The organism is Streptomyces viridosporus T7A (assembly GCF_008704515.1).
GTDB classification, from domain to species: Bacteria; Actinomycetota; Actinomycetes; order Streptomycetales; family Streptomycetaceae; genus Streptomyces; species Streptomyces viridosporus.
Genome location: NZ_CP023700.1, coordinates 1,292,932 through 1,311,713 on the forward strand (window position 1 = coordinate 1,292,932; position 18,782 = coordinate 1,311,713).

At 72.8% G+C, this 18,782-nt stretch carries 17 protein-coding genes; 11 read left to right on the forward strand and 6 right to left on the reverse strand.

Annotation, left to right across the window (positions count from 1 at the left end; all coding sequences use genetic code 11):
- Positions 1-7: 7 nt before the first annotated feature.
- Together CP969_RS06115 and CP969_RS06120 are read right to left on the reverse strand one after the other, a co-directional pair.
- Complete coding sequence (locus tag CP969_RS06115; protein ID WP_004991665.1) at positions 8-736, reverse strand: class I SAM-dependent methyltransferase; 729 nt, start codon at positions 734-736, stop codon at positions 8-10.
- Positions 723-1,304: a PadR family transcriptional regulator gene (locus CP969_RS06120; protein WP_016827467.1), complete on the reverse strand. Its 582-nt coding sequence runs from the start codon at positions 1,302-1,304 to the stop codon at positions 723-725. The genes CP969_RS06115 and CP969_RS06120 overlap by 14 nt, the downstream gene beginning before the upstream one ends.
- A gap of 70 nt (positions 1,305-1,374) precedes the next feature.
- On the opposite strand from CP969_RS06120, the gene CP969_RS06125 reads away from it, so the two are divergent.
- The 3 genes from CP969_RS06125 to CP969_RS06135 all read left to right on the forward strand — a co-directional run bounded on the left by CP969_RS06125 (position 1,375) and on the right by CP969_RS06135 (position 4,624).
- Complete coding sequence (locus tag CP969_RS06125; RefSeq protein WP_016827466.1) at positions 1,375-1,764, forward strand: nuclear transport factor 2 family protein; 390 nt, start codon at positions 1,375-1,377, stop codon at positions 1,762-1,764.
- Positions 1,765-2,169: 405 nt separating this feature from the next.
- A complete protein-coding gene (gene rho, locus CP969_RS06130) occupies positions 2,170-3,315 on the forward strand; it encodes a transcription termination factor Rho (RefSeq protein WP_016827465.1) in 1,146 nt (381 codons plus the stop codon).
- An 88-nt stretch (positions 3,316-3,403) separates the two neighbouring features.
- On the forward strand, positions 3,404-4,624 hold the full coding sequence (locus CP969_RS06135; RefSeq protein ID WP_016827464.1) for a D-alanyl-D-alanine carboxypeptidase family protein: 1,221 nt from the start codon (positions 3,404-3,406) through the stop codon (positions 4,622-4,624).
- Between the two features lie 72 nt (positions 4,625-4,696).
- On the opposite strand, the gene CP969_RS06140 is transcribed toward CP969_RS06135, so the two are convergent.
- Positions 4,697-4,963, reverse strand: a complete 267-nt coding sequence (locus CP969_RS06140; protein WP_016827463.1) for a helix-turn-helix domain-containing protein — start codon at positions 4,961-4,963, stop codon at positions 4,697-4,699.
- Between the two features lie 419 nt (positions 4,964-5,382).
- Positions 5,383-7,404, reverse strand: a complete 2,022-nt coding sequence (locus CP969_RS06145) for a beta-galactosidase (protein WP_016827462.1) — start codon at positions 7,402-7,404, stop codon at positions 5,383-5,385.
- A gap of 183 nt (positions 7,405-7,587) precedes the next feature.
- Here CP969_RS06145 and CP969_RS06150 point away from each other — a divergent pair, with 183 nt between their 5' ends.
- From CP969_RS06150 to CP969_RS06170, 5 genes are all read left to right on the forward strand, one after another.
- A complete protein-coding gene (locus CP969_RS06150; RefSeq protein ID WP_016827461.1) occupies positions 7,588-8,907 on the forward strand; it encodes an ABC transporter substrate-binding protein in 1,320 nt (439 codons plus the stop codon).
- Positions 8,904-9,842: a carbohydrate ABC transporter permease gene (locus tag CP969_RS06155; RefSeq protein ID WP_016827460.1), complete on the forward strand. Its 939-nt coding sequence runs from the start codon at positions 8,904-8,906 to the stop codon at positions 9,840-9,842. The genes CP969_RS06150 and CP969_RS06155 overlap by 4 nt, the downstream gene beginning before the upstream one ends.
- A complete protein-coding gene (locus CP969_RS06160) occupies positions 9,839-10,744 on the forward strand; it encodes a carbohydrate ABC transporter permease (RefSeq protein WP_004991650.1) in 906 nt (301 codons plus the stop codon). The genes CP969_RS06155 and CP969_RS06160 overlap by 4 nt, the downstream gene beginning before the upstream one ends.
- Positions 10,741-11,772: a LacI family DNA-binding transcriptional regulator gene (locus tag CP969_RS06165; RefSeq protein WP_016827459.1), complete on the forward strand. Its 1,032-nt coding sequence runs from the start codon at positions 10,741-10,743 to the stop codon at positions 11,770-11,772. Before CP969_RS06160 ends, CP969_RS06165 begins: the two co-directional genes overlap by 4 nt.
- A gap of 89 nt (positions 11,773-11,861) precedes the next feature.
- Positions 11,862-12,251: a MarR family winged helix-turn-helix transcriptional regulator gene (locus tag CP969_RS06170; protein ID WP_004991645.1), complete on the forward strand. Its 390-nt coding sequence runs from the start codon at positions 11,862-11,864 to the stop codon at positions 12,249-12,251.
- Positions 12,252-12,287: 36 nt separating this feature from the next.
- Here CP969_RS06170 and CP969_RS06175 read toward each other — a convergent pair whose 3' ends face one another.
- Positions 12,288-12,692 (reverse strand): SseB family protein, encoded by a 405-nt coding sequence (locus CP969_RS06175; RefSeq protein ID WP_004991640.1) that lies wholly within the window; start codon positions 12,690-12,692, stop codon positions 12,288-12,290.
- A 267-nt stretch (positions 12,693-12,959) separates the two neighbouring features.
- Between CP969_RS06175 and CP969_RS06180 the strand changes: the two genes are divergently transcribed.
- Both CP969_RS06180 and CP969_RS06185 read left to right on the forward strand, forming a co-directional pair.
- Complete coding sequence (locus CP969_RS06180) at positions 12,960-14,405, forward strand: glyceraldehyde-3-phosphate dehydrogenase (RefSeq protein WP_004991639.1); 1,446 nt, start codon at positions 12,960-12,962, stop codon at positions 14,403-14,405.
- Positions 14,406-14,569: 164 nt separating this feature from the next.
- Positions 14,570-15,538, forward strand: coding sequence for a tetratricopeptide repeat protein (locus CP969_RS06185; RefSeq protein WP_004991636.1), 969 nt, complete (start codon positions 14,570-14,572; stop codon positions 15,536-15,538).
- Between the two features lie 23 nt (positions 15,539-15,561).
- Here the strand turns inward: CP969_RS06185 and CP969_RS06190 are convergent, their stop codons facing one another.
- A complete protein-coding gene (locus CP969_RS06190; RefSeq protein WP_004991635.1) occupies positions 15,562-17,322 on the reverse strand; it encodes an FAD-dependent oxidoreductase in 1,761 nt (586 codons plus the stop codon).
- 233 nt (positions 17,323-17,555) lie between these two features.
- On the opposite strand from CP969_RS06190, the gene CP969_RS06195 reads away from it, so the two are divergent.
- Complete coding sequence (locus tag CP969_RS06195) at positions 17,556-18,680, forward strand: SchA/CurD-like domain-containing protein (protein WP_016827457.1); 1,125 nt, start codon at positions 17,556-17,558, stop codon at positions 18,678-18,680.
- Positions 18,681-18,782: the final 102 nt, after the last annotated feature.

An 18,782-nucleotide genomic window follows, 5' to 3' on the forward strand; every position in this document is an offset into this window, starting at 1 on the left:
CAACCCGCTAGGCCTCCGGCCGCCTCGCGACGATCAGACGCACGCGCGGACTGCCGTCCCGCCGCCGTCCGAGCTCGGGCAGCGCGTGGAACTCCACCTCGAAGCCCGCCCGGGCCAGTTCGCGCCGGACCTCACCGAAGCGGAACGTCCGGTAGTACATGACGAACGGCGGACGCCACACGGCGTTGCGCACCCGCATCACCGCGTCGAATCCGAGCAGCGCCGCGTACCCGAGCGAGCCCGGCCGGGGCGGCGCGACCACGGGGAAGACGAAACGGCCTCCCGGCCGCAGCACCGAGTGGACCTGGGCGAACAGGCCCGGCAGTTCGCGCGGCAGAAAGTGCCCGAACGCCCCGAAGCTCACCACCAGGTCGAAGACGGGCCGGAACGGCAGCGCCCGCGCGTCCGCCCGCACCCAGGCGACCGGTGGCCCGGCGGACCCGGCACGCTCCCGCGCGACGGCCAGCATGCCGGCGCTGAAGTCCACGCCGGTGACGCTCCCTGCGCAGACCCGCCCCAGCACACCGGTGCCCGCCCCGGTGCCGCAGCACAGGTCGAGCCCGGCGTCGAAGGGCCCCATCCTCCGCAGCGCCGAGGCGGTGGCGTCGAGCACCGCCTCGGGCGTGCGGAAGGGGGTGCGGTCGAACTTCGGCGCGAGGAGGTCGTAGCCGTGCTCCACGGACGACAGCGCCTGGACGGCGAGCTCGCGCAGACCGGGACCTTCAGGACCGAACATCGGACCGCCCCTGGGAGGCCCGCTGCCGCAGGACCGCCAGCACGCGCTCGCACCAGCGCAGGTTCTCCTCCTCGAAGGCGATGCCCCCCATGAGGGTGAGGTACGGTCCGACCCGGTCCGCCTCCCGCAGGTACTGCTCCTCCGAGCGGCCGTCCAGCAGCCGTTCGCGCACCCGCGCGTAGCGGGCGAGCTTGCCGCGCGCCCACGCCATCCGTTCCTCGACCAGCGCGCGGGTCGCCCCGGGGTCCGCGCCGTCCATGGCCTGGACCTTGATCAGCAGTTCGTCGCGGATGGCGGTGGGCCGCCGGGGCGGCTCGGCGGCGAAGGCCCGCAGGTCCTTGCGGCCGGCCTCGGTGAGGGTGAACATCCGCTTGTCCGGGCGCCGTTCCTGCCGGACCACCCGGGCCTCGACGAGCCCGTCCCGGGTCAGCCGCTCCAGCTCCCGGTAGAGCTGCTGCGGCGTGGAGGCCCAGAAGTTGGCGAACGAGACGTCGAAGATCTTGGACAGCTCGTAACCCGAGGCCTCCCCCTCCAGGAGAGCGGCCAGGACGGCGTACTTGAGGGACATGTGGACACGTTAACAGCGGCTGGATACTCTCATCCGCACCTATTCAATTAATTGACTATGAGGGGTCGCGATGCAGGCATTCCGGGAGGCGGTCGAGGCCGGTGACCTCGACGCCGCCGTGGCGCTGCTGGCCGAGGACGTCGTCTTCACCAGCCCCGTCGTGTTCAAGCCGTACACCGGCAAACCGGTCACCGGGGCGATCCTGCGGGCGGTCGCGGAGGTCTTCGAGGACTTCCGCTACGTGCGCGAGATCAACGACGCGGGCGGCCGCGACCACGCGCTGGTCTTCACCGCGCGGGTGGGCGACCGCACGATCGAAGGCTGCGACTTCCTCCACGTCGGCGACGACGGGCTCATCGACGCGTTCACGGTGATGGTGCGCCCGCTGTCGGGCGCGCAGGCACTGGCGGCGGCCATGGGAGCACGGATCGCGCGGGACGCGCGGGAGCGCTCGGCCTGAGCGAGCGCGGGCGCCCCCACGCGTGCGGAAGCGGCGCCCGCACGCCGTACGCCGACACGCCGCACGCACCGCACTCCGGGCCCGCCGGTCGTCACCGGCGGGTCCTTCTTCCCTTTCTCCACCGATACCCCGCATCGGGTGGTACAGTGCGAGCAGCACCTGTGACGCGCCCTCGTTCGGGCGTCGGTGCCCGTTCTTCCCGGGTTCTCCCTCCGGTTCGCCGCTCCGCCCGTCGTATCCGGCCGGCGCTTCGGCTTTTCCACACCACCTCGTCGGCCAGGGGCTCGTCCCGCCGCGACCGAGGTGCTGTTCCCGCCGTCCGGAGGCGCGCATCCGCCCTCCCGCGCGGTTTCCCCACCTTCCCACCGCACCTTTCCGCCCGTCGTCCACGAAAGGACCGCATCCATGACCACCCCCACGCTCGAGCACCCCCCCGTCCGGCAGCGGCCCCGGATCGTCACCGGCGTCCTCGACATCGACGCGGCCGGGAAGGGGCACCTGCGCGCCGAGCACTGCCTGCCCTCCCCCTCCGACCCTCCCGTCTCCCCCACGCTGCTGCGCCGGTACGGCCTGCGCAAGGGCGACCGCGTCGAAGCCGTCCTCGGCGACCGGCACGGGCCGGCCGAGATCACCCGGGTCGACGGCCGCGCGCCCGACGCGCTGCGCGAACGGCGGCACTTCCGGGACCTGACCCCGCTTCACCCGAACGAACGGCTGCGCCTGGAGCACCCGGCGTCCGGGGCGGCCGGACGGGTCGTCGACCTGTTCGCACCGGTCGGCAAGGGCCAGCGCGGGCTGCTCGTGGCCCCGCCCAAGACCGGCAAGACCGTCCTCCTCCAGCAGCTCGCGGCGGCCGTCGCCGGCAACCACCCCGAGTGCCGTCTGATGGTGGTGCTGCTCGACGAGCGGCCCGAGGAGGTCACCGACATGCGGCGCTCGGTGCGCGGCGAGGTGTACGCCTCGACCTTCGACCGGCCCGCCAAGGACCACATCGCCCTCGCCGAACTGGTGATCGAGCGGGCCAAGCGGCTCGTCGAGGCGGGCGAGGACGTCGTCGTGCTGCTCGATTCGCTGACCCGGCTGTGCCGGGCGCACAACAACGCGGCCGCCTCCGGTGGCCGCACCCTCAGCGGAGGCGTCGACGCCTCCGCCCTGATCGGGCCGAAGCGGTTCTTCGGCGCGGCCCGCCGGGCCGAGGAGGGCGGCTCGCTCACGATCCTCGCCACGGCCCTGGTGGAGACGGGGTCCCGCGCCGACGAGTTCTACTTCGAGGAGCTCAAGGGCACCGGCAACATGGAGCTCCGGCTCAGCCGCGAGGCGGCGTCCCGCCGGCTGTTCCCCGCCGTCGACATCGCCCCCTCCGGCACCCGCCGCGAGGAGCTGCTGCTCGCTCCGGCCGAACTGGCCGCCGTCCAGGGCCTGCGGCGCGTCCTGCAGTCCTCCTCCCGTGACGGGCGGACCGGCCTGGAGACGCTGCTGGCACGGATGCGCGAGACCCCCGACAACGCGGCGTTCCTGCGGCGCGTCCAGCCGACCCTGCCCGGCGGCTGACGCCGCGGCGTGCGGCATCCGGGTGCTCCCGGACGGCTTCCGGCCGGGGCAGCACGGTGTTCCGGGCGTCCCTTCCTACGTTTGCGGTATGACTATCGGATTTGCTCTGCGGGCTGCCACGTCCACCTGCGCCCTCTGCGCGGCGGGCCTGCTGGCGCTCGCACCCGCCGCGGCGACCGCCGGCACCAGGGCGGACCCCGCACCCTCGCCCGGCACCGGACCGCGGGCGGGGGCACCGCCGGCGTCCCTGCTGTACCGGTCCGGCACCCACGTCCGGCCGCGCGCGGGGGCACCCGAGGTCCCGGAGCTGTCCGCCAAGTCGTGGCTGGTGGCCGACGCGGGCACCGGCACGGTGCTCGCGGCGCACGACGCGCACCGCAGGCTGCCGCCCGCCAGCACCCTCAAGACCCTGTTCGCCCTCACCGTGCTGCCGGCCCTGCCGGCCGGCCTCCGGCACGAGGTCAGCGAGCGGGACCTGCGGGGCATCGGCCCCGGCAGCAGCCTCGTCGGAGTCGCCGAGAACCGTACCTACGAGGTGTCGGACCTGTGGAACGGGGTCTTCCTCAGTTCCGGCAACGACGCCGTGCACGTCCTGGCCTCGCTCGGCGGAGGCTGGCGGACCACGGCCGAGCGCATGGAGGCCAAGGCCCACGCCCTGGGCGCCCGCGACACCCGGGTGGAGTCGCCCGACGGCTACGACGCGCCCGGCCAGGTGTCGTCCGCGTTCGACCTGGCGGTGTTCGGCCGGGCGGGGCTGCGCAACCCCGAGTTCGCGCGGTACTGCGCCCGGACCGAGGCGCGGTTCCCGGGCCGCGACGGCGGCTCCTACGGGATCCGGAACACCAACCGGCTGCTCACCGGGGCGGACGGAGTCGAACCCTACCCCGGGCTGATCGGCATCAAGAACGGCTACACCAGCAACGCCGGACACACCCTCGTGGCCGCCGCGCGGCAGGACGGACGCACCCTGGTGGTGACGGTCATGCACCCCCGCTCGGGCGGTGCGCACGCGGTGTACGAAGAGGCGCGCTCGCTGCTGGACTGGGGGTTCGAGGCGGCCGGGCGGGTCGATCCGGTGGGCTCGCTGGACGCCCTGCGGGACCGGCCGGATCCGGTGGACCCACCGGACGCCCTGCGGGACCGGCCGCTGTCCGGGCAGCAGGCGGAGCCCGCCCCGGCTCCGGTGGCACGCGGCGACGACCGGTCGGGCCGGCCCGTGTCCTGGACGATCGCGGGTGCCGCGGTGCTGGGCGGCGCGGTGGTGGCCCTGTTCCTGCGGCTCATGTGGGGCCCCGTACCGAAGGATTGACCGAAGGGCACACGGTCGGCGCGGGGCCCGCGGCCGCCTGACGCGGCGCGGGGCGTTCCGGGGCCGCGCCCGCTACCAGCCCTTCTCGAACATCCGCGCCACCTCGGCGATCCGCGCCTCGTCGCGCCGGTAGTGCGGGCGGCCGGCGACGTGGCCGGTGCGCAGCAGGCCGGCCGCCGCGAGCAGCCGGAGGTGGGCGCGGGCGACCGCGTGGGGCAGGGCGAACCTGGTGGCCACGGCGTCCACCGTGGCACCGCGCTCCGCGACACCCGGCTCCTTCAGCCACGCCAGGATGCGCAGTCGTGTCCCGTCGGCGGGAGTCCTCAGCACCGTGTCCACCTCCGCCCCGGGCGTCCTCTCTCCGGGGGCGCCTCCACTGTCCCGCGCCCGGGGCCCCGTGTCCCGTGACTGCGGCGGCTTGTCCGGGACCCGACCACGATGGTCCCCGCCGGGTCCCGGGCGGCACGGCTCCGGCCGGGGCCGGACCTCACGGTCCGCCGCGTCTCACCGGTGGCGGAACCACGCCGTCGCGGGCAGCGCGCGGTCGTCGTAGCCGAACAGCGCCTGGTTCTCCCAGCCGTTGCCGGAGGACGGGTCGGCCGGGTCCCAGCAGCGCCCGGAGCGTGCGTCCGGGATGGAACAACATGACCGTTCGTCGTCCCTTCGACGTGGGGAGGGGGGTGCCCTGGCACCCGGAGGGCGAGGGCCCCCTCCGCCCGCGGCTCGGGTGGCTCGCGCGGGCGGAGGGGAGTCGCGGCTCAGCCGTCGAGGCGCACGACCCGGACGGCTCCGGCCGGGACCGCGAGGCGGCCCGCGGCGCGTCCACCGGTCAGCAGCTCGGTGCCGGCGGTCCCCAGCGGCACCTCGGCGTCGGTGGCGGTGTGGTTGATCGCGAACAGGAAGGTGCCCGACTCGCCGGTGCGGCGCACCACTTCGACATCGCGGGGCAGATCGGCGCGCGGGGCGAGGGGGGTGTCCTCGGCCGCCCGGCCGAGCAGGGCGTCCAGGCCCTCGGCGTCCAGGCGGGTGGAGACGTACCAGGCGGTGCCCCCGCCGAGGCGGTGCCGGGTGACGGCCGGGTGCCCGGCGGTGAGGCCGTCGGCGTACGTCCAGACGGTCTCGGCGCCGCGCGGCACCACGAACTCCGTCCACACGTCGGCGTCGAGTTCCGCTCCCCCGGGGCCGGTCAGGCGCACCCTCCCGCCCGCCGGCAGCGGGGAGAACTCCTCGACGGTCAGGCCCAGGACGTCGCGCAGGGCGCCCGGGTGCGGGCCCTCGTGCACGGCGTCGTGCTCGTCGACGATGCCGGAGAAGTACGACACGACGAGGGTGCCGCCGTTCTCCACGTACGCGCGGAGGTTGTCCCCGGCGGCCCGGGTCATCAGGTACAGGGCGGGCACGACGACCAGGGGGTGGCCCGACAGGTCGGCCTCCGGGTGGGCGAAGTCGACGGTGAGGTGGCGGTCGTAGAGGGCCTCGTAGAAGGCGTCGGCGCGTTCGCGGGCGTCGTGGTCCTCGCTGGGCCGCCAGTCGAGGTTCTGCGCCCACCAGGAGTGCCAGTCCCACAGCACGGCGACGTCGGCCTCGGTGCGGGTGCCGCGCAGCGACGCCAACGAGCCGACGGACGCCCCGAGTTCCACCACCTCGCGCCAGACACGGGTGTCGGTGCCGCCGTGCGGCACCATCGCGGAGTGGAACTTCTCGGCGCCGCGCCGGGACTGGCGCCACTGGAAGAACAGGGCTCCCTCGGAGCCGCGGGCCACGTGCGCGAGGGAGTTGCGGGCCATCTGGCCGGGCGCCTTGGCGGGGTTGCGGGGCTGCCAGTTGACGCCCGAGGTGGAGTGCTCGAGCAGCAGCCAGGGGGCGCCGCCGGCCACGGAGCGGGTGAGGTCGGCGGCCATCGCGAGGTTGACGTGGGTGCGGCGGCCGTCGGTGATCAGGTAGTGGTCGTTGGTGACGAGGTCGACCTCGCGGCCCCAGGCCCAGTAGTCGACGGAGTCGCACTGGCTGAGGGCGGTCATGAAGTTGGTGGTCACCGGGATCCCCGGGGACAGGCGGTGCAGGACGTCCCGCTCGGCCGTGAAGTTCTCGCGCATGGTGGCGTCGGCGAACCGCCGGTAGTCCAGCGCCTGGGCGGGGTTGCCGACCGTCGGGGTCAGGCGCGGCGGGTCGATCTCCTCGAAGGAGGCGTAGCGCTGGCCCCAGAAGGCGGTGCCCCAGGCCTCGTTGACGGCGTCGACGGTGCCGTACGCCCGCGCCAGCCAGCGGCGGAAGTGGGCGGCGCAGGAGTCGCAGTAGCAGGCCGAGACGGGGACGCCGTACTCGTTGTGGACGTGCCACATCGCGAGCGCGGGGTGGTCGCCGTAGCGTTCGGCGAGCCGGGTGGTGATGTCCACCGCGGCGGCCCGGTAGTCGGCGTTGCTGTGGCAGATGGCGCCGCGGGAGCCGAACGCGAGCCGCTCGCCCCGAGCGGTGACGGGCAGGGCGTCGGGGTGGGCGCGGTAGAACCAGGCCGGCGGCACCACGGTGGGCGTGCCGAGGTCGACGCGGACGCCGTTCTCGTGCAGCAGGTCCAGGACGCGGTCGAGCCAGCCGAAGTCGTACGCACCGGGCGAGGGCTCCAGCAGGGCCCAGGAGAAGATGCCGACGCTCACCAGGGTGACGCCGGCCTCCCTCATCAGCCGGACGTCCTCCCGCCAGACGCTTTCCGGCCACTGCTCGGGGTTGTAGTCCCCACCGAAGGCGAGCCCGGTGAGGCCCCTGGGGGTGGTCTCCGGCATGGATTCTCCCGATGCACTCGATCATTTGTGAACGTACACACACCCTGACGGTGCGGTTAGGCCAACATAACCGCACAGCAACAATCATTGACAAGCGTCCGGGATGTTTCTCTACTGTGAACGCTCACAGAAGCATGGCTGGTCCCCGCAGCAGGCGGGGGCCCCAGGTCAGGGGAGAGTTCCATGCCGTACACGAAGCACCGTCGCCTCGTGAGTTCCGCCGTCGCCGTCGCGCTCGGCGCCACCGCACTCACCGCCTGCGGCTCGTCGCCCGACGACGGCGGGGCCCGGTCGGGCCCGGTCTCGCTGACGTACTGGACCTGGGCGCCCGGCATGGACAAGGTCGTGGACCTGTGGAACAAGGGGCCGGGCAAGGAGCAGCAGATCACCGTCACGGTGAAGAAGCAGGCGTCCGGCGACACGCTGGTCACCAAGATCCTCACCGCGCACCAGGCCGGCAAGGCGCCCGACCTGGTGCAGGCGGAGTACCAGGCGCTGCCCACCCTGGTCAGCAATGACGCGCTGGCCGACATAGCGGAGCACGTGGGCGACGTGAAGGGCAGGTTCGCCGACGGCGTCTGGCAGCAGACCACGCTCGGCACGGACGCGGTCTACGCGGTCCCGCAGGACATCGGTCCGATGATGTTCTACTACCGCGAGGACCTGTTCAAGGAGTACGGCCTGAGCGTCCCGGCGACCTGGGAGCAGTTCGCCGAGACCGCGCGGAAGGTGAAGAAGGTGGCCCCCGACAAGGCCCTGACCACCTTCTCCGCCAACGACCCGGGCCTGTTCGCGGGTCTCGCCCAGCAGGCCGGCGCGCGGTGGTGGACCACCTCCGGGGACAAGTGGAAGGTCGGCATCGACGACGGGGCGACCCGGAAGGTCGCCGAGTTCTGGGGCGGCCTGGTCGAGGAGGGCGTCATCGACAACCAGCCGATGTACACCCCGGCCTGGAACAAGGCGCTGAACACCGGCAAGCAGATCGCGTGGGTCAGCGCCGTGTGGGCGCCGGGCACGCTGACCACGGCCGCGCCCGACACCCGGGGCAAGTGGGCCATGGCCCCGCTCCCCCAGTGGTCGGACGGTGAGAGCCGGACCGGCAGTTGGGGCGGCTCGTCCACCGCCGTGACCACGGACTCCCGGCACGAGGAAGCCGCCGCCGAGTTCGCCGCCTGGCTGAACACCGACGGCGACGCCCTCAACGCGCTGGCCAAGGAGAGCGGCATCTACCCGGCCTCCACCTCGGCCCAGCTCAGCGGTGCCTTCACCAACCCGCCGGAGTACTTCGCCAACCAGCCCGACTTCTACGAGAAGGCCGCCCGGATCGCGGAGACCACCGCACCGTCCGCCTGGGGCCCGAACGTCAACGTCGCCTACACGGCGTTCAAGGACGCCTTCGGCGCCGCCGCGAAGAACAAGTCGGACTTCACCGCCGCCCTGGGGACCATGCAGAAGGAAACGGTCGCCGACCTGGAGAAGCAGGGCTTCGGGGTCGCTCGGTGAGATCCGCACGCCGCCGGGGGCCGTACGGGGTCAAGAGGGCCCCGTACCTCTTCCTCGTCCCCGCGACCGCCCTGTTCCTGCTGTTCTTCGCACTGCCCATCGGCTACGCGGTCTGGCTCAGCTTCCGCAAGGTGCGGGTCTCCGGCCTCGGCCTGGGGTCCGGCGCCCGGACGGAGGTCTGGGCCGGCCTGGAGAACTACACCGGCGCCCTGTCCGACAGCGAGCTGCTCGGCGGCGCGCTGCGCGTGCTCGGCTACGGCTGCATCGTGGTGCCGGTCATGCTGGGCCTCGCCCTGCTGTTCGCGCTGATGCTCGACTCCGAGAGGGTGCGGCTGGCCCCCTTCACCCGGCTCGCGATCTTCCTGCCGTACGCCGTCCCCGGTGTGGTGGCGGCCCTGCTGTGGGGCTTCCTGTACCTGCCGGACGTCAGCCCCTTCCACTTCGTGCTCGACGAGCTGGGCCTGCCGCGGCCGGACCTGCTGGACGGCGGTCCGCTGTACCTGGCGCTGTCGAACATCGCGGTCTGGGGCGGCACCGGCTTCAACATGATCGTCATCTACACCGCGCTGCGGGCCGTCCCCGCCGAGGTGTACGAGGCGGCGAAGCTGGACGGCGCCACCCCGCTGCAGATCGCCCTGCGGATCAAGATCCCGATGGTGGCGCCCTCACTGGTGCTGACCTTCTTCTTCTCGATCATCGCGACGCTCCAGGTCTTCAACGAACCGACCACCCTCAAACCGCTCACCAACTCCGTGTCCACCACCTGGAGTCCGCTGATGAAGGTGTACCAGGACGCCTTCGGCAACGGCGACATCCACGCCGCCGCCGCACAGGCGACCCTCATCGCGCTGGTCACCCTGGTGCTGTCCTTCGGCTTCCTGCGGGCCGCCGACCGGGGCACCAAGCGGAACGCCGGTCGAGGAGGCGCCCGATGAGCTCCCTCCCCATGCGCACCTCCGAGCCCGCGGCCGGCACCGCCCCCGGCACGGCCCGGGGCCCGGCGCGGCGCCGCCGGATCGCGCCGGTCCCGACGCTGGTCCTGCTGCTCGGCGCGCTCTACTGCCTGCTGCCGGTCGCCTGGGTGGTCGTCGCGTCCACCAAGTCCGGCCGGGAGCTGTTCTCCACCTTCACGTTCTGGCCGGGCACCGGGCTCGCCGGGAACCTCTCCGACCTCCACGCCTACCGCGACGGCGTCTACTGGCGGTGGATGGGCAACTCCGCCCTGTACGCCGGGCTGGGCGCGCTGCTGTCGACGTGCGTGTCGGCGTTCAGCGGCTACGCGCTGGCGACCTACCGCTTCCGGGGCCGCGAGACGCTGTTCAACGTGCTGCTCGCCGGTGTGCTGATGCCGCCGGTGATCCTCGCCGTCCCGCAGTACCTGCTGCTCGCGAAGGCCGACCTCACCGACTCCCACCTGGCGGTGCTGCTGCCGCAGATCCTCTCCCCCTACGGCGTCTACCTCGCGCGGATCTACGCCGCGGCCGCGGTCCCGGCCGACGTGGTGGAGGCCGGACGGATGGACGGCGCGGGCGAGTGGCGGATCTTCACCCGGATCGCGCTGCCGATGATGGTGCCCGGACTGGTCACGGTCTTCCTGTTCCAGTTCGTGGCGGTCTGGAACAACTTCCTGCTGCCGTACATCATGCTCAGCGACGACGAGAAGTTCCCGATCACGCTCGGTCTGTACACCCTGCTCGAGCAGGGCGCCAACACCCCGGCGCTGTACACGCTGGTGATCACGGGCGCGCTCCTCGCGGTGCTCCCGCTGGTCGCCCTCTTCCTGGTCGTCCAACGGTTCTGGAGCCTGGATCTGCTCTCCGGGGCCGTAAAGTCATGACCATGGGCAACACGGGGGGCAGGCGCAAGCCGCCGACGATCCACGACGTGGCGCGCGAGGCGGGGGTCTCGCGCGGCACCGTCTCGCGCGTGCTCAACGGCGGCCACTACGTCAGTCCGGCCGCGGCGGAGGCGGTCAACGCCGCCATCCGCAAGACGGGCTACGTCGTCAACCGGCACGCCCGTTCGCTGATCACCGGCCGTTCCGACTCGGTGGGCTTCCTGCTCACCGAACCGCAGGAGCGGTTCTTCGAGGACCCCAACTTCAACGTCCTGCTGCGCGGCTGCACCCAGGCGCTGGCCGCGCACGACATCCCGCTGCTGCTGATGCTGGCCGGCACGGACGACGAACGGCGGCGCATCACGCGGTACATCACCGCCGGGCACGTCGACGGGGTGCTGCTGGTCTCCAGCCACTCGGGCGACCCCGTGGCCGAGGAGCTGCGGGCGGCGGGCGTGCCGCTGGTCGCCTGCGGCAAGCCGATCGGGCTGGGCTCGAAGGTGAGCTACGTGGCCGCCGACGACCGGGACGGCGCCCGCGACATGGTGCGGCACCTGCTGGCGCTGGGGCGGCGGCGGATCGGCGTGGTGACCGGCCCGCTCGACACCCCCGGCGGCGTGGAGCGCCTCGCCGGTTACAAGGAGGTGCTCCGCGAGGCGGGCGTGGAGATCGACGAGCGGCTCGTCGTCTCCGGGGACTACAGCCGGGCCAGCGGTGAGGCGGGCGCGGAGCGGCTGCTGGCGCGGGCGCCGGACGTCGACGCCGTGTTCGTCGCCTCCGACCTGATGGCCCAGGGCGTGCTGACGGCACTGCACCGCGCGGGGCGCCGCGTCCCCGAGGACGTCGCGGTCGGCGGATTCGACGACTCCCCCGCGGCCGTCGCCGCCAGTCCGGAGCTCACCACCATCCGCCAGCCCTGGGACCGCATCAGCACGGAGATGGTGCGGGTGCTGCTGGCCCAGATGGGCGGCGAGGACCCGGCGGCGGTGATCCTGCCGACGGAACTGGTGAAGCGGGAGTCGACGTAGGGGTCGGCGTCGACGCAGGGGCGACCCGGGCGCGGGAGCCGCGCCCTGCACCGGGTCGTTGAACATCGAACCGGTGTTACCGTTCGACCATGGCGGCGAACACGGCCGGGGACCGTCTCGAGGAGCGGTGGCGGAACATCCTCGCGGCGCACGCCCGCGCCCTGGGCGAGATCGACCGCGCGCTGCACCCGTACGGCCTCGGCGCCTCCGACTTCGAGGTGCTCGACCTGCTCGTGACCGCGAGGCCCCGGGAGGGCGAGCGGTGCCGGGTGCAGGACCTGGCGGGCCGGGTCCACCTCAGCCAGAGCGCGCTGTCCCGCCTCCTCGCCCGACTGGAGAGGGACCGCCTGGTCGAGCGCAGCGTGTGCGCGGAGGACCGGCGCGGTGTGTACGTGACGCTCACCCGGAAGGGGCGCGACCTGTACGGCGAGGTGCTGCCGGTGCAGCGTGCCGCCCTGGCCCGCGCGCTGGGCGAGTAGGCGCACGGGGCGTCGGTCCTTCGGGAGCCGCCCGGGCTACGGCCGGGCCAGCAGGGTACGCACCCCCTCCGAGGTGAGCGTCAGACGGTGCTCGGAGCTGCCGTCGATGGTGAGGGACAGATCCTCGGCCGGCCACTGCGCGGCGAGCGCGCCGAGCGGGACCAGGCGGTAACGGGACACGAACGGCAGCAGCCCGGCCATCTCCAGCTCGGAGGTGAACACGGGCACCACCTGGGTGCCGCCCGGCTGCTCCAGCACCGGAAGCGCCACCGCGCCCGGGTCGGCCGCCTCGCCGTCACCGGCGTCGTCGGGCACCGGGATCAGGACGTCGCTGTTCGCGAGGGCGTCCAGCGCCGCCGTGTCCTCGGTGTTCTCCGCGAGGGCGTCCAGAGCCCGCTGGGCGGGTGTGGGGGCGTTGTTCTCGTGCGCGGGTGTTTCCATGACAGATTCCCTGGTAGCGGCGGTCGTGCGGCCCGCCCGGGACAAGACCCTCCCCGGGCACAGTGCTGGACGCGTACCCGATCGCAGGGGGCGCAATCCTGCGGGGCCGACGTGTTCCCAGGGGCTCTCCGGGGGGATCCCCGGGGGGCTTCCTGGGGGCTTCCCGGGGGCTTCCCGGGGGCGGACGGAGCCGGAAGGACACCCCCTCGGAACCCCGCCGAAGCCATGGTTATCATATGAGCGCCGTCTAGCTCGAAAGATAATCCTGTGACTGTCAATGAAGACTCGTTCACCAATTGGAAGCACCGCGAGGAGATCGCGGAGTCGATGATCCCGATCATCGGGAAGCTGCACCGCGAGCGGGACGTCACCGTCCTGCTGCACAGCCGCTCCTTGGTGAACAAGTCGGTGGTCAGCATCCTCAAGACCCATCGCTTCGCCCGGCAGATCGCCGGCGAGGAGCTCTCGGTCACCGAGACGCTGCCTTTCCTGCAGGCGCTCACCACGCTCGACCTCGGGCCCTCCCAGATCGACATCGGCATGCTGGCCGCGACCTACCGCGCCGACGACCGGGGTCTGTCGGTGGCGGAGTTCACCGCCGAGGCCGTCGCCGGCGCCACCGGTGCCAACAAGATCGACCGCCGTGAACCGCGCGACGTCGTCCTCTACGGCTTCGGCCGCATCGGCCGGCTCCTGGCCCGCCTGCTCATCGAGAAGGCGGGCTCCGGCAACGGCCTGCGGCTGCGCGCCATCGTGGTCCGCCAGGGCGGTGAGCAGGACCTCGTCAAGCGGGCCTCGCTGCTGCGCCGGGACTCCGTGCACGGGCAGTTCCAGGGCACGATCACCGTCGACGAGGCGAACAGCACGATCATCGCCAACGGCAACACCATCAAGGTGATCCACGCCGGCGACCCGTCGCAGATCGACTACACGGCGTACGGCATCAAGAACGCCATCCTCATCGACAACACCGGCAAGTGGCGCGACCGCGAGGGCCTCTCGCAGCACCTGCGTCCCGGCATCGACAAGGTGGTGCTGACCGCGCCCGGCAAGGGCGACGTGCCCAACATCGTGCACGGCGTCAACCACGACACCCTCAAGCCGGACGAGCAGATCCTGTCCTGCGCGTCCTGCACCACCAACGCGATCGTCCCGCCGCTGAAGGCGATGGCGGACGAGTACGGCGTGCTGAGCGGCCACGTGGAGACCGTCCACTCGTTCACCAACGACCAGAACCTGCTGGACAACTACCACAAGTCGGACCGCCGCGGCCGGTCCGCGCCGCTCAACATGGTGATCACCGAGACCGGTGCCGCCTCGGCCGTCGCCAAGGCGCTGCCCGACCTCGACGCGACCATCACCGGCAGCTCGATCCGGGTCCCCGTGCCGGACGTCTCGATCGCGATCCTCAACCTCCGGCTGGGCCGGGCGACCGACCGCCAGGAGGTCCTCGACTACCTGCGCAACGTGTCGCTGACCTCCCCGCTGAAGCGGCAGATCGACTTCATCAGCGCCCCCGACGCGGTCTCCAGCGACTTCATCGGCTCGCGCCACGCCTCGATCGTCGACGCCGGCGCCCTGAAGGTCGAGGGCGACAACGCGATCCTCTACCTCTGGTACGACAACGAGTTCGGCTACTCCTGCCAGGTCGTCCGCGTCGTCCAGCACGTCTCCGGGGTGGAGTACCCGACGTTCCCGGCCCCGGCGGTCTGACCCGGGAGCACAGGAGCGGGACCACGGTGGCGGGGCCGGCCGAAGGGCCGGCCCCGCCCCTCGGCGTGCGGCGGAACAGGTGCCTGACCGGCCGGTAAGGGGCAGATCGGTAACGATCGGCTCCTCCGGGTTGCCCGGGCACCCGGGCTTCCTAGTCTTCGGGCATGCCCCTCTTCAGCAGTCGCACCAGCAGACGTCCCCGTATCGTTCCGGCACTCGACGACGCCGAACTGGCCCGCGTCCTGGGCCGGCTGAGCAAGCGGAGCGGAAGCGGCCGGGCCCAGGACGTGGCGCTCGTCTCCTCCCTGCTGGAGGAGACCGGGGGCGACTGGGACCGCCGCAGCCACCGGACGTCCGTACTGGCCGGGGCGGCGGCCGACACGGGGATCGCGGAGGCCTGGCTGGCCCGGCGACCGGAGCACGCCGACGCCCTGGTGTTCCACGCGTGGGTCCGCCTGGCGCGCGGTCTGCGGGACGGACACCTCGAGGACGCCGGACAGGTGGTCTCCCAGTGCCACCGCGCCGCCGAGCTGAGCCCGGCGGACCCGCTGCCGTGGGTGGTCCTGCTCGGCGTGGCGCGGGTCGAGCGGTACCCGCAGAACGAGGTCAACGCCATCTGGCGGGAGGCCACCGGACGCGACCGCTGGCACCGCGAGGCGTACCTGCAGATGCTCGCCTACCTGTCACCGGAGGAGGGCGGTTCGAGCGCGGCCGTCCTCGACTTCGTCGACGTGGTGCGCACCCGCATCCCGGCCAACGCGCCGTGCGCCGCCGTCGAGCTGACCGCCGCCGTCCGGCAGTACCAGGGGCTGGTGGCGCAGGGCGGGGTCCGCGCCATGACGGCCGGTCAGCTGTGGGAGGGCGCCCAGATCGCGGCCTCGCTGGAGCAGGCCGCCGCGCTGTGGGCGAAGCCGGGCTTCTTCCAGCACGCGGGGGCGCCGGCCGATCTGAACGTGCTGGCGTACGCGCTGGGCGCGGCCGGACGGGCTGCCGACGCGCACCACGTGTTCCAGACGCTGCAGGGCATGGTCACGCCCTGGCCGTGGAACGTCGACGGACCCGCCGTCCAGCGGTTCGAGCAGCACCAGGCCAAGGCGGAACGGGGACGGCAGGGCGGCGTCGGCGGAACGTGACGCCCGCCGCCCGCCGCTCCCCGTCAGTGCCGCGCCAGGACCGTGGTGACGGCCTCCCGCAGCGCCGCCGCCGGGTCGGGCGCGGCACCTTCGGAGCGCCAGGCGACGAAGCCGTCGGGGCGGACCAGCACCGCGCCGTCCTCGGTGATCCCGTGCGCCCGGACCCAGTCGGCGCCGTCCTCGGGGGTCAGCTCCGCGGCGGGGCCGTCGCCGATCCGGTACGCGTCGAGCGGTACGGACAAATCGCTCGCGACCTTCGCCGCCGCGCCGTGCCAGTCGCAGGCCCCGTCCGCGGAGCTCAGCAGCACGCACGACCGCTCGTACAGGTCGAGCGTGGAGATCCGGGTGCCGGCGCGGTCCAGCCACACGTGCGGGGCGCGGCTGCCGGGCTCGCCGTTCAGCACCACTCCTTCGGGGATGACCGGGGTCGCCGGGTCGGTGCCCAGGACCGCGCCGCGCGGATAGCGGTAGCAGAGCGCCACGTTGAGGATGCCGCCCGGCTTCATCCCGGGACCACCGGGACCGCCGGGACCACCAGGACCGCCAGGACCACCGGGACCGCCGGGGCCACCGGGACCGCCCGGGCCACCGGCACCGGGGGCGGGGGCTCCGAGGGCGGGGGCTCCGGGGGCGGGGGTGTACCCGGGGTGGCTGTGCTCGCTCGAGCGGGAGGAGGCACGGGCGCTGGTCGCCTCCGCGACGGGCCGGCGTTCGGCGTCGTAGGTCTCCAGCAGGCCGGGTGAGGCCCAGCCGCCGAGCACGGCGGCCAGCTTCCAGGCGAGGTTGTGGGCGTCCTGGATGCCGGTGTTGGAGCCGAACGCCCCGGTGGGCGACATCTCGTGGGCCGAGTCGCCGGCCAGGAACACCCGGCCGTCGACGTACCGTTCGGCGACCCGCTCGGCGGCGTGCCAGGCGGCCCTGCCGGTGATCGTCACGTCGAGGTCCGGCACGCCGACGGCCCGCCGGATGTGGGAGACGCACCGCTCGTCGGTGAACTCCTCGAGGGTTTCGCCGTGTTCGGGGTGCCAGGGGGCGTGGAACACCCAGTGCTCCCGGTTGTCGACCGGCAGCAGGGCTCCGTCGGCGTCCGGGTTGGTCAGGTAGCAGACGATGAACCGCCGGTCCCCGACGTAGTCGGCGAGGTCCCGGGAGGTGAACGTGAGGCTCACGTTGTGGAACAGGTCGCCCGGGCCGTTCTGCCCGATGCCCAGCGCCTCGCGGACGGGGCTGCGCGGCCCGTCGGCGGCGACCAGGTAGTCCGCCCGGATCCGGGTGTGCTCGCCGGTCTCCCGGTTCTTGACCAGCGCCGTCACTCCTTCGGCGTCCTGGTCGAAGGACATCATCTCCGTCGCGAAGCGCAGGTCCCCGCCGAGCTCGCGGGCTCCCTCGAGGAGCACCGGTTCCAGGTCGTTCTGGCTGCACAGGCACCACCCGCTGGGGCTGAAGCGGGCGATCCCGCCGCCGGGGTCGATCTCCTGGAGCAGCCACTCACCGGCGTCGTCCACCAGGCTCGGGGTCTGCAGGATGCCGTGGTTGCCCGCCAGGACCGACGCGGCCCGGTCGATGCGCTGCTCGAGACCGGCCGTCCGGAACAGTTCCATGGTGCGCACGTTGTTCCCCCGCCCGCGCGGGTGGATCGACGTGCCCGCGTGGCGTTCGACGAGCGTGTGCGGCACACCCAGGCGCCCCAGGAACAGGGACATCGACAGACCCACCAGGGAGCCGCCGACGATGAGGACCGGCGTGCGGTGCTCCGCCCGTCCGGCCGTATCCGTTCGATTCATTGAAACGCCTCCAGCGTCGCCCTCGACGGGCTGGGAAATGGGGACGCACTTTTCATGCCCGGTGCGGGCCGGTTCGCGTCCCGGCGGCACCCGGATGGCATGCGGTTCACCCACCTGCCCCGTGTCGCTCGCGCACACCGGAGAGTCGCGTCAACGATCTACTCATGGCGACCCCGGCCCTCCGGACACGGCGGTCGTTCCTGACCTTCCGATGAAGAGGAGAGGTGCGCCGGATGACCATGTCGGCACGTATATCGCAGTCGGCGTTCGACGGCTCGAGGCTGCGGGTGATCCTGCTGCTCGATCTGTACGAGGGCGCCCAGGAGCAGTTCCTCGACGCGTACGAGCACATGCGCAGCAAGGTCGCTTCCGTCCCCGGTCACATCAGTGACCAGCTCTGCCAGTCGATCGAGAACCCCTCGCAGTGGCTGATCACCAGTGAGTGGGAGAGCGCCCTGCCGTTCCTCGCGTGGGTGAACAGCGAGGAGCACATCCAGATCGTCCGGCCGATGCACAGCTGTGTCCGGGACACCCGGTCGATGCGCTACAGCGTCCTGCGCGAGACCCACCCGGAACGGCCGCTCGCCCCCGAGGAGGCGGAAGCGGGGCTCCAGAAGGCGGCCCGCGTGGGCGTCGGGGTGACCCGCCACGCCCTCACCTTCACCGTCAAGCCCGGCTCCGAGTCCAAGGTCGCGGAGCTCCTGGCCGACCACAAGTCGCCCGAGACCCGGATCGACGGCGTCACACGGCTGCACCGCACGTCGCTCTTCATGCACGGCAACCGCGTCGTGCGGGCCATGGAGGTGGAGGGCGACCTCCTGGCCACGCTGTGCCACGTGGCCCGCCAGCCCGAGGCACAGGCCGTGGAAGACGCCATCAACCCCTATGTGGAGCAGGGCCCGGACCTGACCGACGCCGACTCCGCGCGGGTGTTCTTCACCCGGGCGGCGCTCCCGGCCATGCAGCACGTGACGGCGGGTCGCCCGCAACCCGACCACCTGCGGCGGCACATGCTGTACTACCCGGCCGTGGCGGGCCGCGGCCTGGAGATGGCCCGGTTCCTCGCCCGTCAGGACGAGGCCGCGGCGAACGACCCGGACAGCCCGGTGTACGCGAGCACCGTCTTCCAGCGCGACGACATCGTGACCCGCCAGATCGACATCGCCGGCGAGATCGATGCCGACCCCGCCGCCGCCCTGGGCATCAAGGGCGCGGGAGCGGCGGCCGAGCTGGAGCGGCTCCTGGACGGCGCCGCGATCGGCGTCGAGGGCTCCCTGGACTCGGAGCGCAACCTGCGCCGGCTCCTGGCGCACGCCGACATGATGCCCGTCACCGACCGCAGGTCGGCGGATTCCTGAGCGTCGACAGCGGTGACGTCCGCGGCCGCGCCGGCCCGGACGTCACCGCTCCCACCCGGAGGTATCAACCATGTCCAAGCAGCACCCACGCATCGTGGACCT

What these genes read in the sequence shown, in the direction of transcription:
- CP969_RS06145 (WP_016827462.1), bottom strand. Translation starts at nt 7,404, where the DNA reads ATGCCGGAGACCACCCCCAGGGGCCTCACCGGGCTCGCCTTCGGTGGG.
- CP969_RS06160 (WP_004991650.1), top strand. Translation starts at nt 9,839, where the DNA reads ATGAGCTCCCTCCCCATGCGCACCTCCGAGCCCGCGGCCGGCACCGCC.
- rho (WP_016827465.1), top strand. Translation starts at nt 2,170, where the DNA reads ATGACCACCCCCACGCTCGAGCACCCCCCCGTCCGGCAGCGGCCCCGG.
- CP969_RS06135 (WP_016827464.1), top strand. Translation starts at nt 3,404, where the DNA reads ATGACTATCGGATTTGCTCTGCGGGCTGCCACGTCCACCTGCGCCCTC.
- CP969_RS06170 (WP_004991645.1), top strand. Translation starts at nt 11,862, where the DNA reads ATGGCGGCGAACACGGCCGGGGACCGTCTCGAGGAGCGGTGGCGGAAC.
- CP969_RS06190 (WP_004991635.1), bottom strand. Translation starts at nt 17,322, where the DNA reads ATGAATCGAACGGATACGGCCGGACGGGCGGAGCACCGCACGCCGGTC.
- CP969_RS06120 (WP_016827467.1), bottom strand. Translation starts at nt 1,304, where the DNA reads ATGTCCCTCAAGTACGCCGTCCTGGCCGCTCTCCTGGAGGGGGAGGCC.
- CP969_RS06195 (WP_016827457.1), top strand. Translation starts at nt 17,556, where the DNA reads ATGACCATGTCGGCACGTATATCGCAGTCGGCGTTCGACGGCTCGAGG.
- CP969_RS06125 (WP_016827466.1), top strand. Translation starts at nt 1,375, where the DNA reads ATGCAGGCATTCCGGGAGGCGGTCGAGGCCGGTGACCTCGACGCCGCC.
- CP969_RS06185 (WP_004991636.1), top strand. Translation starts at nt 14,570, where the DNA reads ATGCCCCTCTTCAGCAGTCGCACCAGCAGACGTCCCCGTATCGTTCCG.
- CP969_RS06165 (WP_016827459.1), top strand. Translation starts at nt 10,741, where the DNA reads ATGACCATGGGCAACACGGGGGGCAGGCGCAAGCCGCCGACGATCCAC.
- CP969_RS06175 (WP_004991640.1), bottom strand. Translation starts at nt 12,692, where the DNA reads ATGGAAACACCCGCGCACGAGAACAACGCCCCCACACCCGCCCAGCGG.
- CP969_RS06115 (WP_004991665.1), bottom strand. Translation starts at nt 736, where the DNA reads ATGTTCGGTCCTGAAGGTCCCGGTCTGCGCGAGCTCGCCGTCCAGGCG.
- CP969_RS06150 (WP_016827461.1), top strand. Translation starts at nt 7,588, where the DNA reads ATGCCGTACACGAAGCACCGTCGCCTCGTGAGTTCCGCCGTCGCCGTC.